At 67.6% G+C, this 14,158-nt stretch carries 16 protein-coding genes; 5 read left to right on the top strand and 11 right to left on the bottom strand.

Features of this window, described 5'->3' with window-relative positions; translation table 11 throughout:
• Genes PcP3B5_RS17185 through flgB form a run of 8 tightly spaced genes read right to left on the bottom strand, consistent with a single transcriptional unit; the run spans nucleotide 1 to nucleotide 6,032 of the window.
• On the bottom strand, nucleotides 1-1,104 hold the full coding sequence (locus PcP3B5_RS17185; protein WP_061561962.1) for a flagellar basal body P-ring protein FlgI: 1,104 nt from the start codon (nucleotides 1,102-1,104) through the stop codon (nucleotides 1-3).
• 13 nt (nucleotides 1,105-1,117) lie between these two features.
• Nucleotides 1,118-1,780 carry a flagellar basal body L-ring protein FlgH gene (flgH, locus tag PcP3B5_RS17190; protein ID WP_043313434.1) on the bottom strand — a complete coding sequence of 221 codons (663 nt, stop codon included), beginning with the start codon at nucleotides 1,778-1,780 and terminating at the stop codon, nucleotides 1,118-1,120.
• 5 nt (nucleotides 1,781-1,785) lie between these two features.
• Nucleotides 1,786-2,571, bottom strand: coding sequence for a flagellar basal-body rod protein FlgG (gene flgG, locus PcP3B5_RS17195; protein ID WP_009622739.1), 786 nt, complete (start codon nucleotides 2,569-2,571; stop codon nucleotides 1,786-1,788).
• 53 nt (nucleotides 2,572-2,624) lie between these two features.
• Nucleotides 2,625-3,350, bottom strand: a complete 726-nt coding sequence (locus tag PcP3B5_RS17200) for a flagellar basal body rod protein FlgF (RefSeq protein ID WP_061561963.1) — start codon at nucleotides 3,348-3,350, stop codon at nucleotides 2,625-2,627.
• A gap of 9 nt (nucleotides 3,351-3,359) precedes the next feature.
• Nucleotides 3,360-4,547: a flagellar hook protein FlgE gene (gene flgE, locus PcP3B5_RS17205; RefSeq protein ID WP_061561964.1), complete on the bottom strand. Its 1,188-nt coding sequence runs from the start codon at nucleotides 4,545-4,547 to the stop codon at nucleotides 3,360-3,362.
• Between the two features lie 20 nt (nucleotides 4,548-4,567).
• Complete coding sequence (locus tag PcP3B5_RS17210; protein WP_061561965.1) at nucleotides 4,568-5,233, bottom strand: flagellar hook capping FlgD N-terminal domain-containing protein; 666 nt, start codon at nucleotides 5,231-5,233, stop codon at nucleotides 4,568-4,570.
• Nucleotides 5,230-5,661 carry a flagellar basal body rod protein FlgC gene (gene flgC, locus PcP3B5_RS17215; protein WP_043271835.1) on the bottom strand — a complete coding sequence of 144 codons (432 nt, stop codon included), beginning with the start codon at nucleotides 5,659-5,661 and terminating at the stop codon, nucleotides 5,230-5,232. The genes PcP3B5_RS17210 and flgC overlap by 4 nt, the downstream gene beginning before the upstream one ends.
• 2 nt (nucleotides 5,662-5,663) lie before the next feature.
• A complete protein-coding gene (flgB, locus tag PcP3B5_RS17220; protein WP_009622749.1) occupies nucleotides 5,664-6,032 on the bottom strand; it encodes a flagellar basal body rod protein FlgB in 369 nt (122 codons plus the stop codon).
• A gap of 81 nt (nucleotides 6,033-6,113) precedes the next feature.
• On the opposite strand from flgB, the gene flgA reads away from it, so the two are divergent.
• From flgA to PcP3B5_RS17245, 5 genes are all read left to right on the top strand, one after another.
• Nucleotides 6,114-6,920 (top strand): flagellar basal body P-ring formation chaperone FlgA, encoded by an 807-nt coding sequence (gene flgA / locus PcP3B5_RS17225; RefSeq protein ID WP_237143044.1) that lies wholly within the window; start codon nucleotides 6,114-6,116, stop codon nucleotides 6,918-6,920.
• A gap of 419 nt (nucleotides 6,921-7,339) precedes the next feature.
• Nucleotides 7,340-8,443 (top strand): IS110 family RNA-guided transposase, encoded by a 1,104-nt coding sequence (locus PcP3B5_RS17230; RefSeq protein WP_061561966.1) that lies wholly within the window; start codon nucleotides 7,340-7,342, stop codon nucleotides 8,441-8,443.
• 596 nt (nucleotides 8,444-9,039) lie between these two features.
• Nucleotides 9,040-9,936 carry a lateral flagellin LafA gene (gene lafA / locus PcP3B5_RS17235; protein WP_043313291.1) on the top strand — a complete coding sequence of 299 codons (897 nt, stop codon included), beginning with the start codon at nucleotides 9,040-9,042 and terminating at the stop codon, nucleotides 9,934-9,936.
• A gap of 218 nt (nucleotides 9,937-10,154) precedes the next feature.
• The gene (locus PcP3B5_RS17240; protein ID WP_061561967.1) at nucleotides 10,155-11,000 is read left to right on the top strand and encodes a winged helix-turn-helix domain-containing protein; all 846 of its coding nucleotides are present in this window, start codon (nucleotides 10,155-10,157) and stop codon (nucleotides 10,998-11,000) included.
• The gene (locus PcP3B5_RS17245) at nucleotides 10,997-11,458 is read left to right on the top strand and encodes a hypothetical protein (RefSeq protein ID WP_051879055.1); all 462 of its coding nucleotides are present in this window, start codon (nucleotides 10,997-10,999) and stop codon (nucleotides 11,456-11,458) included. Before PcP3B5_RS17240 ends, PcP3B5_RS17245 begins: the two co-directional genes overlap by 4 nt.
• A gap of 149 nt (nucleotides 11,459-11,607) precedes the next feature.
• Here the strand turns inward: PcP3B5_RS17245 and PcP3B5_RS17250 are convergent, their stop codons facing one another.
• The 3 genes from PcP3B5_RS17250 to PcP3B5_RS17260 are packed head-to-tail and all read right to left on the bottom strand — an operon-like array spanning nucleotide 11,608 to nucleotide 14,156.
• Complete coding sequence (locus PcP3B5_RS17250; RefSeq protein ID WP_058072804.1) at nucleotides 11,608-12,552, bottom strand: OmpA family protein; 945 nt, start codon at nucleotides 12,550-12,552, stop codon at nucleotides 11,608-11,610.
• On the bottom strand, nucleotides 12,549-13,421 hold the full coding sequence (motA, locus tag PcP3B5_RS17255; RefSeq protein WP_009622761.1) for a flagellar motor stator protein MotA: 873 nt from the start codon (nucleotides 13,419-13,421) through the stop codon (nucleotides 12,549-12,551). Before motA ends, PcP3B5_RS17250 begins: the two co-directional genes overlap by 4 nt.
• Nucleotides 13,422-13,424: 3 nt before the next feature.
• Nucleotides 13,425-14,156, bottom strand: a complete 732-nt coding sequence (locus tag PcP3B5_RS17260; protein WP_061561968.1) for a FliA/WhiG family RNA polymerase sigma factor — start codon at nucleotides 14,154-14,156, stop codon at nucleotides 13,425-13,427.
• Nucleotides 14,157-14,158: the final 2 nt, after the last annotated feature.

Consider the following 14,158-nt stretch of genomic DNA (forward strand, 5'->3'; position numbering starts at 1 on the left):
CTAGATGATGATGAGTTCGGCGTTCAGCGCGCCGGCCTTCTCCAGCGCCTGGAGGATGCTCATGACGTCGTCCGGGGTGGCGCCGAGGCTGTTCACGGTGTCGATGATGCCCTGCAGGCTGGCGCCCTCGGGCCAGCGGAACATCGGCTTCTTGTCCAGGGCGACGTTGACGTCGGACTGCGGCGTGACCGTGGTGCGGCCGCCGGAGAACGGCGCCGGCTGGCTGACCTGGGGGTTCTCGCTGATGGTCACGGTGAGGCTGCCGTGGGACACCGCGGCGGCCTTCACCCGCACGCCCTGGCCGATGACCACGGTGCCGGTGCGGCTGTTGAACACCACCTTGGGCCGTTCGCGGCCTTCCTGCACCTCCACGCCTTCGAGCAGGGCCATGAAGCTGGTGCGCTGGTTGGCCGAGACCGGCGCGCGCACGCTGACCTTGGTGCCGTCCAGGGCCTGGGCGCTGCCGGCGCCGAGCAGGTTGTCCAGCGCGGTGACGATGTGCGCGGCGGTCTGGAAGCTGGGCTGGCGCAGGTTGAGCATGATGTCCGGGCGGCTGGCGAAGTCGCTGGGGATCATCCGCTCGACGGTCGCGCCATTGGGGATGCGCCCGCCGTTGGCGGTGTTGATGGTGACGCTGGAGCCGCTCTGGCCGCTGGCGTTGAGGCCGCCCACGGCCACCGCGCCCTGGGCCAGGGCGTAGGTTTCGCCGTCGATGCCGCGCAGCGGCGTGAGCAGCAGCTGGCCGCCGCGCAGGCTCTTGGCGTCGCCCAGCGAGGACACGGTGACGTCCACCGTCTGCCCGGGGCTGTACGAGGGCGGCACTTCGGCGGTGATGCTCACCGCGGCGACGTTCTTCAGCTTGGGGTCGATGTTGGCCGGCAGGTTGACGCCGAACTGCTTGATCATGTTCACCACCGACTGGCTGGTGAACTTCACCTGGGTCTTGTCGCCGGTGCCGTCGAGGCCGACCACCAGGCCGTAGCCGATCAGCTGGTTGCCGCGGATGCCCTCCACGTCCACCAGTTCCAGCAGCGGCACGGCGCGACTCGCCAGGGGCCAGCAGAACAGCGTCAGCGGCAGCAGGTACTTCAGGATGGCTCGCATGGCCGGCAGCGCCTCACAGCGGGAACAGGGGGTGGGTGAAGAAGCGCGTCAGCCAGCCGGCCGAGTTGCTGTCGTTGAGCACGCCGCGCCCGGCGTAGGAGATGTTGGCGTTGGCGACGTTCTGCGAGGACACCTGGTTGTTGCGGTTGATGTCCTCCACCCGCACCAGGCCGGTGAGGCGGATGAACTCCGAGCCCTGGTTCAGGCGCAGATTCTTCTCGCCGCGGACCACCAGGGTGCCGTTGGGCAGCACCTGGTGCACGGTCACCGCGATGGCGCCGCGCAGGGAGTTCTGCTGCTCGCTCTTGGCGTCGCCCTTGAAGTCCCGCGAGCTGTCCGCCGAGCTTTCCAGGCGGTCGTAGCTGTGGCCGAGGATGGTGGGGATGCCGATGCCCAGGCTGGAACTCTTGTCGAAGCTGGTGCCGGCGCTCTTGCTCGACTGCGTCTGCTCCTCCAGCACCACGGTGAGTACGTCGCCCACGCGCAGGGCGCGCTGGTCCTGCACCAGGCCGCCGTAGTAGCCGGGGCGGTACAGCCCGCCGCCGGTGGTGGGCGGCAGGCTGTAGTCGAGGGTCGGCGGCTGGTAGGCGCTGGAGTCCTCTTCCGGGAGCATCTCGTTGAAGCTCGCGCAGCCGCCCAATAGCAGCAGGGCGAGCAGCGTCGGCAGGCGGCTCATGGCGGTCATACGGTCTGGTTGAGGAACTGCTGCATGCCGGAGGCGGCGTCCAGCACCTTGGCGTTGGCCTCGTAGGCGCGCTGGATGGCGATCATGTTGACCATGGCCTCCACCACCTGCACGTTGGAGCCTTCCAGCACGCCCTGCTTGAGGGTGCCCAGGCCATCCTCGCCGGGCACGCCTTCCACCGGCTGGCCGCTGGCCACGGTCTCGCGGTAGAGGTTGCCGCCCAGGGCTTCCAGGCCCGCCGGGTTGGTGAAGTTGACCAGGGTGATCTGGCCCAGCTGGGTCGGCTGCGTCTCGCCGGCCATGATCGCGGTGACGGTGCCGTCGCTGCCCACGGTGAAGCTGCTGCTGCCGGCCGGCACCTCGATGTTGGGGATCAGCGGCAGGCCCTGGGCGTTGACCACCACGCCGTCGGAGTTGAGCTGCAGCTGGCCGTTCTCGGTGTACAGGGTGTCGCCGTTGGGCGCTTCCACCTGGAAGAAGCCGCGGCCGACCACGGCCAGGTCCATCGGCTGGCCGGTGGTCTGCATGCTGCCTTCGGTGAACACCTTCTGCGTGCCGGCCACGCGCACGCCGCTGCCCAGCTGGATGCCCGAGGGCACGGTGTTGACCTGGTCGGCCTGGGCGCCGGGCTGGCGGTCGATGGAATAGAACAGGTCCTCGAAGACCACCCGGTCGCTCTTGAAGCCGGTGGTGTTGACGTTGGCCAGGTTGTTGGCCACCGCCGACAGCGCGGTGTCCTGCGCGGCCAGGCCGGTCTTGCTCACCCACAGTGCCGAACTCATGCGGTATCTCCTTCGCGGGCCGCGCGCGGCGCGGCCGGGTTGTACGGGGCGCGTCAGTCGCGCAGCAGGCGGTCGCCGGCGGACGCCATGTCCTCGGCGGCCTTCATCATCTTCACCTGGGTCTCGAACATGCGGTTCAGGCTCATGGTCGCGGTGAGCTGGTCGATCGACGACACGTTGCTCGCCTCCAGGTAGCCGCTGACCAGGCGCACGTTGTCGGCAGCCTCGGCCGGCTGGCCGTCCTTGCGCACCAGCAGGCCGGCGGCGTTCTTCTGCAGCTCGGCGGCCGGGGCATCGACCAGCTTGATGCGGTCCACCTCGGTCATCAGGTAGTCGCCGCGGGGCATCACCGAGACGGTGCCGTCCTCGCCGATGTTCACGCTGTCGTACTCGGGCAGGACGATCGGGCCGCCCTCCCCCAGCACCTGGCGGCCGTTGATGGTCAGCCGCCCTTCGCTGTCGACGAGCATGCTGCCGTGGCGGGTGTAGGCCTCGCCCTCGCCGTCCTGCAGGGCGATCAGGCCCTGGCCGCGGATGGCGAAGTCGAGGTCGCGGCCGGTCACCGTGAGGGTGCCGGGCGCCATGTCGACGCCGTTGCTCTCCAGGCGCGCCAGGTGCCGGCTGTCGTAGCCGTAGCCACTCACGTCCACGGCGCTGACGCGCTCCATGTCGGCGCGGAACCCCGGGGTGTTGGCATTGGCCAGGTTGTTGGCGCGCACCTGCAGCGACTGCAGAGTGCGGCTGGCGGCGCTCATCGCGGTATAGGCCAGGCGGTCCATGGGTCAGCCTCAGACGGCGCCGAACAGCGCTTGGGTGAGTTCCTTGTCGGTGGTCAGCACCTTGGTGTTGGCCTGGTAGTTGCGCTGGCCTTCCATCAGGCTCACCAGCTGCGCGGTGAGGTCGACGTTGGAGCCTTCCAGCGCGCCGGCCACCAGGTCGCCGAACTGGCCGCCGCCGGGGGCGCCCACCAGCGGGCCGCCGGAGGCCGAGGTCTCGGTCCAGGCGGTGCCGCTGACCGCGCGCAGGCCCTCGGGGTTGACGAAGCTGGCCAGCACCACCTGGCCCTGCAGCAGGCGCTGGCCGTTGCTGTAGTTGACGTAGACCATGCCGTCCTCGTCGACGGTCAGGCCGGTCTTGTCGCCGGAGGCATAGCCGGAGGCCTTGTTGGTGGTGACGGCGAAGTCGGAGCCGTACTGGGTGGTGCCGGTGTAGTCGACGTTGATCGCCAGGGCGTTCACGCCGCCGGCCAGGCCGCCGACGTTGAGGGTGAAGGGCGCGCTGGGCGAGGTCAGCATGCCGGCGCTGTCGAAGCTCAGCGCCTGGGTGCCCACGGCGTTGCCGTCGGCGTAGTAGTGGCTGGTCCAGGCGTTGTCGGCGGTCTTCACGAAGTACTGCGTCAGGGTGTGTTCCTTGCCCTGGGAGTCGTAGACCTTGGTGGTGTAGGTGGAGTTGTAGGTGGAGGCGTCGGCCGGGTCGAAGGCCAGGGCCGGCACTTCGCCGTCGGCGTCGAGGTTGGCGACGAAGTCCAGGCTGTCGGTGGCCTTGGCCGGCAGGCTGGCGGTCTTCACCTGCAGGTCGCCGAGCACGCCGGCCTGCAGGTTGCCGGCGGCGTCCACCGAGTAGCCCTGCAGGCGCTGGCCGGAGGCGTTGACCATGTAGTTGGCGTTGTCGGTGTTGAACACCCCGGCGCGGGTGTACTGGGTCTCGCCGGTGGCGCTCTTGACCATGAAGAAGCCGGCGCCGGAGATGGCCAGGTCGAGGTTGCGGCTGGTGTTGGTGAGGCTGCCGCCGAGGCTGATGCTCTGGGTGCTGCCCAGCACTTCCACGCCCATCGCCTGGCTGTCGGCGTAGACGCTGCCGAACTCGGTGCGCGAAGACTTGAAGCCGACGGTGCCGACGTTGGCGATGTTGTTGCTGACGGTGTCCAGCTGCTCGCTGACGGCGTTCAGCCCGGTCAGGGAAATATTGAAGCTCATCGGGGTTCTCCTGGGCGGGATCAGGCAGCCGCGCTGCCGAATTCGACGATGTTGTAGAAGGGCACGGAACCGGCGCCCTCGACTTCCAGTACCGGGCCGCTTTCGCTGACGCGTACGTGGCTGACCTTGCCGCCGACCTCGACCTTGGGCTTCTCGCCGCTGCTGGTCTCGACCTCGACGCCGTACTTGCCCGGCGCCAGGCCGAGCTTCTGCGGGTCGACGCTGAAGGCCACGCTGCCGGCCTCCTGCGGGCCGAGGGCGAGCTTGGTCACCTCGCCGGTGGCGGCGCTGGTCAGCTTCAGGGTGGTGCTGGTGGAGGCGTGCTCCAGCTGCACCTGGCCATCGACCACGGCGTCGTCCAGCTGCAGGCTGTCCACCGAGACCATCACCTTCTGCCCCACCAGGCCGGCGGCGGTGAGGTTCTGCAGGTTGTCGGCGAGCACCAGGCTGTTCTTCTGGATGGTGTTGAGGTTCTCCAGGCTCTGCACCTGGGACAGCTGCGAGTACTGGTTGACGAACTGGGTGCTGTCCACCGGGTCGGTCGGGTCCTGGTACTGGATCTGCGCGACCATCAGGGTGATGAAGTTGTTCTGCAGCTGCGACACGTCGGTCAGGTTGACGCCGACGCTGTCGCCGCCAGCGCTGCTGCCGCTGGCGGAGTTGGTGCCGTTGACGCTGCTGGTCATGACTGTTCTCCCAGCTTCAGCAGGCCCTGCTGCATGCTGCGTACGCGGTTGAGGACGTCGACGCTGGTCTCGAAGCTGCGGGTGGCCGACATCATGTCGGTCATTTCCTCGATCTCGTTGACGTCCGGGTAGTAGACGTAGCCGTCGCGGTTGGCCAGCGGGTTGTTCGGCTCGTAGCGGCGCTGCGGCGCGGTGCCGGAGGTCACCACGTCCAGCACCTGCACGCGGGCGCCGCCCATGCCGGCGTCGCGCACCAGTTCGTCGTTGCCGTAGACGGCGGCGAACATCGGCTTGCGCGCCTTGTACGCGGCATCGGCGCTGGAGGCGGCGGAATCGGCGTTGGCCAGGTTGCTGGCCACGGTGTTCAGGCGCACGGTCTGCGCGGTCATCGCGGAACCGGCGATGCGGTAGATGGAGTCCAGTGCCATGCTCAACGTCCTTCGATGGCCTGCTTGAGGCCGCGGAACTTCATGCCGAGGAAGGTCAGGCTGGTCTGGAAGCCCATGGCGTTGCGGGCGAACTCCGACTGCTCCACGCCCTGCTCGACGGTGTTGCCGTCTTCCGACGGCTGATTGGGGATGCGGTACTTCAGCTGCGCGTCGTCGTCGGCGAAGGCCAGGCCGGCGTCCTCGGCCTGCGGGTCGAGGCGGCGCATCTCGCCGGCAAAGTCGATATCGCGGGCGAGGAAGCCCGGGGTGTCCTGGTTCGCCAGGTTGGCGGCGAGGATCTCGCTGCGCTGGGTGCGCACCTGCAGCGCACGCACGTGCACGGCGAGGGATTCTTCTACCCGTATGCTCATCGGTGGCTGTCTCCGGCCTGACTCTTGCTGGCGTCCCCTTCAGCAGGAACCGTGCCTAACTTGAGAACAGCGAGCGAAGCCTTGATTTCACTGACCTCCAGCCCACACCGCCAGCCCCCGGCCGCCCCCCGGCTTCCGCTTTCGCGTCGTCTGGCGGGCCGGGGCGGAAAAAGCCTTTCCGCCCTCTTCCTGATCCTCGCCGCCGGCCTGGCCGGCCCCGCCTGCGAGGCCGCCGGCGAAGCCCGCGCGCAAGTCGAACAGGCGGTGAGCGCGCAACTGGACGCGCAGCTGCGCGAAGAAGCCCGGCGCAACGGCTGGCAGGGCCTGCGCAGCCAGTTCAGCCACGAACTGCTCGGCAGCCTGCCGCCGGCGCCCTGCAGAACGCCGCTGCAACTGCAAAGGCGCAGCGACGAACCCTCGGCCCTGGCCCGCCAGCGCTACGAAGTGCGCTGCGCGGACGGCGCCGGCTGGGCGGTGACGGTCAGCAGCCAGGCCGACGCCTTCCTGCCGGTGCTGGTGACCGCCGCCATCATCGACCGCGGCCAGGTCCTGGGCGCCGGCGACCTGAAGCTGCAAGCGCAGAACATCGCCCGCGCCCACCACGGCTTCTTCACCCGCCCCGAGCAGCTCATCGGCCAGGGCGCCCGCCGCCGCCTGCGCGCCGGCCAGCTGCTCACCCCGCAGGTGCTCAGCAGCGCGCAACTGGTCAAGCGCGGCCAGCAGGTCCGCATCAACGCCAGCCGCGACGGCATCCAGGCCAGCACCCCGGGCCAGGCCCTGGCCAACGGGCAGCAGGGCGAAGTGATCAAGGTACGCAACCTGAGCAGCGAGAAGGTGATCCAGGCGCGGGTGGTCGAGGCGGGAGTGGTCAGCAGCACGTTCGAATGAACGAGCGCCGGCCCTGCCGGCGATTCGCGCGCAGGGCGCGCTCCTACAGGGGAATGACACGGGTGGGGCAGCGTAGGAGCGGATCTCATCCGCGAATCGCGCCGATGGTTTCGGCTATCGCGGACAAGGTCCGCTACGGGGGAGGAATACCGTGCCCCCGGCAATCTGTAGGAGCGGGCCCTGCCCGCGATTTCGCGCGCAGGGCGCGCTCCTACAGGGGAATGACACGGGTGGGGCAGCGTAAGCGGATCTTATCCGCGAATCGCGCCGATGGTTTCGGCTATCGCGGACAAGGTCCGCTACGGGGGAGGAATACCGTGCCCCCCCCGGCAATCTGTAATTGGATGGACTCACCCTCACCAAGGCGTCGAGGCGCCACGGTGGCGGTCTAAGAAGCCACCGACAGTGAGGGTGAGTCCATGAAAAAGCATACGACGATGAATAAGCCGGTGTCTGCAACCGATGTATCGGTGTGCACGACAGTCGCCGTGGATCTGGCGAAAAAGGTCTTCCAGGTGGCGGGGGAAGACGCCCTGGGTCAACTGGCGTACGAACAGCGAATCAAGTCGCGTGAAGCGTTTCAGGTGTTTCTGCAGAAGCTGCCGGAGGGCGTGACGGTGCTGATGGAGACCGGCCCTGGAGCACAAGCCTGGGCCCGGCTGCTGCAGGCGCAGGGCAACCCGGTGCGTATCCTGCCGGCCCAGCGGGTGGCCGAGCACCGGAGCGGAGCGAAGAATGATCGCAATGATGCCCACGCCATTCTGCGGGCGGGCCGGGATAGCAGTATCGCGTCGGTGCCGGTGAAGAGCGTCGCGGCGCTGGCGATGCAGGCCTGGCACCGTGTCCGGCGGGGCTATGTGCAGCGGCGCACCGCCATGGGCAATCAGATCCGCGGGCTGCTGCTGGAGCAGGGCATCGCCCTGGCGCAGGGGGATGTGGGCTTGAAGCAAGGTGTCACCCGGGTGCTGGAAGACGCCAGCCAGCCGTTGCCGGCGCTGCTGCGCGAGCTGATCGACGAGATGCTGAACGAATGGCAACGGCTGGGCGAGCGTATCGCCGCGCTGACCGGGCGTCTGGAAGCCTGTGCCGCCGCCGACCCGACAGCGAAACGGCTGATGACGGTACGTGGTATCGGTCCGATCACGGCTACGGCTTTGCTGGCCAAACAGGTCGAGCCGGAACGTTTCGCCAATGCGCGTCAGTTCGCTGCCTACTTCGGCATCGTGCCCGACCAGCACAGCAGCGGGCAGAAGGTAAGGCTGGGCAAGATGACCAAACGTGGCGACGCCTATGTGCGCAGCCTGATGGTGGTGGGCTCGCATGCGGTGTTGAAGCAACTGCGGCCCGATTCCGAACACCCGGATGATCGGCGCCTGCAGCGCTGGCTACAACGTCTGGGGCGCAAGGGCGCAGCAGTGCGACTGGCCAACCGCAACCTGCGTATCGCCTGGGTGCTGCTGTGCAGCGAACAAACCTACCAGCGCAAGCCGAATGCTTGCCGGGAGATGGAAATGAGCCACTGATCAACGAGTTCCCGCCAACGGGGCGCCAAGTCGCTCCAACCCTTGCTGAAGAACATTGACCCCTGGTCAGACCGTCGCGGATCGATGCCTACGCTCCTACCGGCCTTCGAGGCCTCTTTGTAATCGGCATTCCGCGGGCTTACCCAATGTTGGCCAGAAGCCCGACGTGGCTTCCTCGAACAGGCCTAATACATAGATGCAGTCGGGTTTTCATGTTCAAAAGCGGGTTGACGGTGGGGGTGAGTCCATACATAGGAGCGGGCCCTGTCCGCGATTTCGCGCGCAGGGCGCGCTCCTACAGGGGAATGACACGGGTGAGGCGGCGTAGCGGATCTCATCCGCGAATCGCGCCGATACCCCTGGCTATCGCGGACAAGGTCCGCTCCGTTCGTGCGTCCCTGGTGCGACTGGAGCAGTTGCCTTGTCGATCGCGCCGAGGTGCTCTTCGTAGCGGGCCCTGCCCGCGATGCCCTCTTCCCGCCTCCCGCAAGAATTTCTCGAATCGGCCCTTAAGCCCTTTTCCATCCCGGTCGCCCTACCCCTTCAGCAGGCGATCAAAGCCGGCTTTACACAAGCCCAATCCGAGGATTCATTCCATGGCTCTGTCGATCCATACCAACTATTCCGCCCTGACCACCCAGACCAACCTGAACAAGACCAACGCCAAGCTGGCCACCAACCAGCAGCGCCTGGGCACCGGTTACCGCGTGAACAGCGCCGCCGACGACGCCGCCGGCCTGCAGATCGCCACCCGCCTGGACGCCCAGTCCCGCGGCATGGCCGTGGCCACCCGCAACGTCAACGACTCCGTGTCCCTGCTGCAGACCGCCGAAGGCGCCTTCAGCGAAATGACCGACATCGTCCAGCGCATGAAGGACCTGGCCACCCAGTCCTCCAACGGCACCAACAGCGAGAAGGACCAGGACTCCATGCAGTCCGAGTACGACGAGCTGGGCAAAGAGCTGGCCAACATCATGAAGAACACCAGCTACGCCGGCGACAAGCTGTTCAGCGACGGCACCAAGGTCGACGGCAGCGACGGCAAGTTCTCCGCCGCCATCAACTTCCAGATCGGTGCCAGCAGCGCCGAGACGCTGGAAGTGAACGCCTCCAGCAACCTGACCGACGTCGCCACCAAGCTCAGCGACATCTCCTCGGTCTACGCCGCCAGCGGCGCAGCCACCGCCGCCAGCGGCAGCGAACTGAGCGCGGCCAACGCCAACGGCATGATCGACAAGCTGAGCACCGCCCTGGACAGCATCGGCACCCTGCGCGCCCAGTTCGGCGCCAACATCAACCGCCTGAACCACACCGCCAACAACCTGGCCAACATGAAGGACAACACCGACGTGGCCAAGGGCACCATCATGGACGCCGACTTCGCCTCCGAATCGGCCGCCATGACCAAGAACAGCATGCTGATGCAGTCCGGCATCTCCATGCTCAAGCAGGCTGGCCAGATGCCGGGCATGGTCATGTCCCTGCTGGGCTGATCCGTCCCGCGCAGCTGACCGAAAGCAAACGCCCCGACCCGTTCGGGGCGTTTGCCGTTGAGGCCGGGCAATCCGGCGACGCGAGTGGAATTAGTAATCTGTCAAGCAAGAAAGGTATAGAAATGGGACTTGTCTCTACATTTTATTGACGCCAGAATGTCGTCCCTCTTCATCAGAACCGATACGAATTCGTACAGGGACAGGCTGCCAGACGCTTCATGGACATGATTCAGATCACGCCCGTCGCCGACGCCCGCCCCCTTCCCGCCCGCCTCATCCGTACCGGCCTGGCCGACGGTTGCCTCGCCCACTTCCAGCCCGAGCTGTACCAGTTGGTGCTGCAGCGCGAGGGCTTCGAGGAAAAGGTCGAGCTGGGCTTCTCCGGCAGCCGCCTGCTCGAACGCCTGCTGCGCGAACCCGGCGAGGTGGTGGCGCGCGACGAATTGCTGGCCCACGCCTGGAGCGACCGGGTGGTCGGCCAGGGCAGCCTCAACCAGCAGATCTACACGCTGCGCCAGATACTCGGCGACGAGAAGCGCCGCGAGATCATCCAGACCCTGCCGCGCCGCGGCTACATGCTCAACCCGCGCTTCGCCGTGCGCGCACCGGTCGAAGCCGAGGACGCGCCCCTCCCCGATCAGGAACCGGCCCCGGCCGCCATGCCCGCCACCCCGCCGCTGCGTCCGGCCCGCCGCTGGCGCAGGCCCGAGCTGCTGGCCGTGGCGGCGCCGCTGCTGCTGGTTGGGCTGGCCCTGGCCGCCACGCTGCACTATGCCCTGCAGCGAACCCAGGACCTGCGCGCGGACCTGGACATCGGCAACAAGCATTTCACCTATTTCGATGCGCGCCCCCAGGGCCTGGCCCAGCTGCGCGAACGCACCGGCGCCCTGAGCGCGCGCCTAGCCGCGCTGAGCGAGCAGCCCGCGCGCTTCACCCTGTCGCGCCATGCCGGCTTCTACGAAGTGGCCTGCAGCAGCGCCCAAGCCTCCACCCGCCTGCTGCTGATCCACCAGGACCAGCTCGCCCGCCTGGGCGACGAGCAACTGCGGAGCTGCCTGCCATGAAGCGCCTGCACCTGCTCGCCGGCAGCGCAATGCTGAGCCTGGGCCTGTTCAGCGGGATGACCGCCACCTGGCTCAACTACCGCTCCGCCAGCGAGTTCGACGGCCGCTACCGCAGCAGCGGCCAGCTGATCCTCGCCGACGGCCGCGTCCTGCGCCTGGAGCACAGCCTGCTGCTGCGCGACGGTCGCTTCTATGCGGTGACGCGCCAAGGCGATACCGTGCAGAAGACCTCCGGCCACGTCGAGTCGGGCTTCCTCGACCACCTACGCCTGCGCGTGGAAAAGAGCGAGCTGGCCGAACTGCAGCAGGCCGCGCAGCTGGACAACGAGCTGCTGTTCAACCTGCTCTACGGCAGCGACAACGACAGCGTGCTCAACCTGCAGCCCCACGGCGACTGTCTGTTAGCCGAGGAAACCCGCCAGCTCTATTGTGCCGAGCGCTTCGCCGGCGAACCTTGAGAACCTATCCACGATCTGCTGCGCGTCGGCATAACTGCGTTAAAAACAGGCGAGTGATGCTCATTTAGCGGACTAAACTGCGCTCCCTCGCCTGTTTTCGCCTTGTTCTGCTCTAGCTCGCGAGATCGTGAACAGGCTCTAAAGAACCATCAAGGCTTGGCCGCAGAGGCCCCCTGCCCACCACTGAACTTCGCCCCCTCGGAACCGACCTGCACACGCGCCTGTTCGTCGCTGAACAACTGGCGGTACAGCTGCTCGGCGCTGTCGGTCAGCAACAACAGTTCGATGCGACGGTTGGCGCCGTTCTGCGGGTCCTCCGGCAGCAGCGGCATGCCGTCGGCCTGGGCGGTCACCTGGAGCACGTTGTTCGCCGGCAGGCCGGCGTCCACCAGCACGTTGCGCGCCTGCAGGGCGCGGTCGCCGGAGAGGTTCCAGTTGTTGTAGCCGTTGGCCCCGCGGTAGGGCACGGCGTCGGTGTGGCCGCTGAGGATCAGGCGGTTGTCGACCTTCGCCAGCACGCCGCCCAGGGCCGCCAGCAGCGTGCGGAAATGTGGATCGAGGATGGCGCTGCCGCGGGGGAACATGAAGCGCTTGGGGTCGTCCTTGATCAGCACGCGCAGGCCCTGGGGCACCACCTTGACCTCGATGTTGGCCAGCGCGTCGGTCTGCGCGGACACCGCGCGGATCAGCGCCGCCAGTTCCTGCAGGTCGACGCTGGAATCGTAGTGGCGCGGCTCGCTGGCCTCGCCCGGCTGGCTGCCGTCGACACTGGCGCGGGTGCCCTCGGGCGTGCGCGGCGGGTTCTGCGGCTGCACCGGCATGGGCAGGCCGTCCAGTTCCACCGGCGTGCGGCTGGAGCCGTCGAACACCCCGGCGCCGCCGTCCACCAGCGGGTTGCTCTGCAGGTCGCCCACCGCCGGGTTCTGCATCACGCTGCGCGGCTGCACGATCCACAGCACCATGAACAGCGCCATCATCGCCAGGGTGAAGTCGGCGAAGGCCACCTTCCAGGCGGAGCTGTGCTCCTCGGCGTGGCCCTTCTTGCCGCGCCGCTTGATGATGACTTCGTGGGGCTGCTCGCCACGCTTCCTCATGCCGCTTCCCTTTCATCCTCGTACTGGTTGACCCAGGTCTCGAGCTGGCGGAAGGCCGGCTTGACGTCCTGCTCGATCAGCTTGCGCCCGGCGTCCACCGCCAGCAGCGTGGGCTTGCCGGCGACGTGGGCGACCAGGGTGGTGCGCACGCACTCCAGCGCCGAGAGTTCGGTCTTCACCCGCTGGGCCATGGCGTTGGACAGCGGGTCGAGCAGGCAGTAGCAGAAGAAGATGCCGAGGAAGGTGCCCACCAGCGCCGCGGCCACGTGGGCGCCCACCTCGCCGATGGTGCCGCCGATGCTGCCCATGGTGATGATGATGCCCATGATCGCCGCCAGGATGCCGAAGCCGGGCATGGCCTCGCCGACCTTGTGCAGCGACTTCGACGGCTGCAGCAGGGCGTGCTCCATGGCGTCCAGCTCCTGTTCGAGGAAGCCTTCCAGCTCGTGGGCGCTGATCTTGCCCATGGCCATCAGGCGGAAGTTGTCGGCGATGAAGGCCATCAGGTTCCTTTCCTGGAGGATCAGCGGGTAGCGGGCGAACAGCTCGCTCTGCTCCGGCTCCTCGATGTGCTCGTCGAGCACCTTCAGGCCGCCCACCTCGACCATCTCCAGCAGCTGGTAGAGCAGCATCAGCAACTGGCGCTGGAACTCCTCGCCGCGGCGCTTGTAGACGAACACGCCCTTGACCTGGGAAAGCATCTCCAGCAGCACTTCGCGCGGGTTGGCCACCACCAGGCTGCCCAGGCCGGCGCCGAGGATGATGACCACCTCGGCCGGCTGCCAGAGCACGCCCATGTCGCCGTTGGCCATGGCGTAGCCGCCCAGGACGCAGGCGACGATGATCAGCGCGCCTATGACTTTCTGCATGATTTAGCTTCTCTCGCTCAGGTAGCGGCAGGCCTTGTTCAGCGCCTGCTTGCTCAGTTGACAGACCCGGGCGTCGCTCACGTCGAGCACCAGGGCGATTTCCTTCAGGCTCAGCTCGTGCTGGTAGTACAGCGTCAGCACCAGGCGCTCGCGCTCGCTGAGCTGTGCCAGGGCCTGGGCTAGCATGCGCTCGCGCAGCACCCGCGCCTCCAGCGCCGACTCGCCGTCCACCAGGTTCTCCAGGCCCTCGCCGAGCAGCGCGTCGAGGCTCTCGATGGCCTCGCAGGCCTCGGCCTGCAGGTAGTCCTGGTAGGCGCGCTCGTCGAGCCCGGTGTGGGCGAGGATTTCCTTGTCCGTGGGCACCCGCCCCAGGCGCCGGGCCAGCTCGCGGATGCCGTCGCGCACCTTGTGCGCCTGCAGCCGCACCTGGCGCGGGCGCCAGTCCTGGCGGCGCAGCTCGTCAAGGATGGCGCCGCGGATGCGCAGCACGGCGAAGCCGGCGAACTGCTCGTCGGGCGTGCCGTAGCGGCGCAGACTTTCCAGCAGGCCCATCAGGCCGATCTGCTCCATGTCCTCGCGGTCCAGCACCTGGTTGGCCTGCAGCGACAGCTGGCTGACCACCCGCCGCACCAGCGGCAGGTAGCGCATCAGCCATTGCTGCTCGGCGCCCGGGGCGAAGGCCGGGTGGCCCGCCTCGGCGGGGTTGCAGTAGTCGAGGGCGCAGTGGGCGTTCATGG

The organism is Pseudomonas citronellolis (assembly GCF_001586155.1).
In the GTDB taxonomy this organism is placed as follows: Bacteria; Pseudomonadota; Gammaproteobacteria; order Pseudomonadales; family Pseudomonadaceae; genus Pseudomonas; species Pseudomonas citronellolis.

What these genes read in the sequence shown, in the direction of transcription:
- PcP3B5_RS17210 (WP_061561965.1), bottom strand. Translation starts at nt 5,233, where the DNA reads ATGACCAGCAGCGTCAACGGCACCAACTCCGCCAGCGGCAGCAGCGCT.
- PcP3B5_RS17240 (WP_061561967.1), top strand. Translation starts at nt 10,155, where the DNA reads ATGGACATGATTCAGATCACGCCCGTCGCCGACGCCCGCCCCCTTCCC.
- flgC (WP_043271835.1), bottom strand. Translation starts at nt 5,661, where the DNA reads ATGGCACTGGACTCCATCTACCGCATCGCCGGTTCCGCGATGACCGCG.
- flgE (WP_061561964.1), bottom strand. Translation starts at nt 4,547, where the DNA reads ATGAGCTTCAATATTTCCCTGACCGGGCTGAACGCCGTCAGCGAGCAG.
- PcP3B5_RS17250 (WP_058072804.1), bottom strand. Translation starts at nt 12,552, where the DNA reads ATGAGGAAGCGTGGCGAGCAGCCCCACGAAGTCATCATCAAGCGGCGC.
- PcP3B5_RS17245 (WP_051879055.1), top strand. Translation starts at nt 10,997, where the DNA reads ATGAAGCGCCTGCACCTGCTCGCCGGCAGCGCAATGCTGAGCCTGGGC.
- PcP3B5_RS17200 (WP_061561963.1), bottom strand. Translation starts at nt 3,350, where the DNA reads ATGGACCGCCTGGCCTATACCGCGATGAGCGCCGCCAGCCGCACTCTG.
- motA (WP_009622761.1), bottom strand. Translation starts at nt 13,421, where the DNA reads ATGCAGAAAGTCATAGGCGCGCTGATCATCGTCGCCTGCGTCCTGGGC.
- PcP3B5_RS17185 (WP_061561962.1), bottom strand. Translation starts at nt 1,104, where the DNA reads ATGCGAGCCATCCTGAAGTACCTGCTGCCGCTGACGCTGTTCTGCTGG.
- PcP3B5_RS17230 (WP_061561966.1), top strand. Translation starts at nt 7,340, where the DNA reads ATGAAAAAGCATACGACGATGAATAAGCCGGTGTCTGCAACCGATGTA.
- lafA (WP_043313291.1), top strand. Translation starts at nt 9,040, where the DNA reads ATGGCTCTGTCGATCCATACCAACTATTCCGCCCTGACCACCCAGACC.
- flgH (WP_043313434.1), bottom strand. Translation starts at nt 1,780, where the DNA reads ATGAGCCGCCTGCCGACGCTGCTCGCCCTGCTGCTATTGGGCGGCTGC.
- flgG (WP_009622739.1), bottom strand. Translation starts at nt 2,571, where the DNA reads ATGAGTTCGGCACTGTGGGTGAGCAAGACCGGCCTGGCCGCGCAGGAC.
- flgB (WP_009622749.1), bottom strand. Translation starts at nt 6,032, where the DNA reads ATGAGCATACGGGTAGAAGAATCCCTCGCCGTGCACGTGCGTGCGCTG.
- PcP3B5_RS17260 (WP_061561968.1), bottom strand. Translation starts at nt 14,156, where the DNA reads ATGAACGCCCACTGCGCCCTCGACTACTGCAACCCCGCCGAGGCGGGC.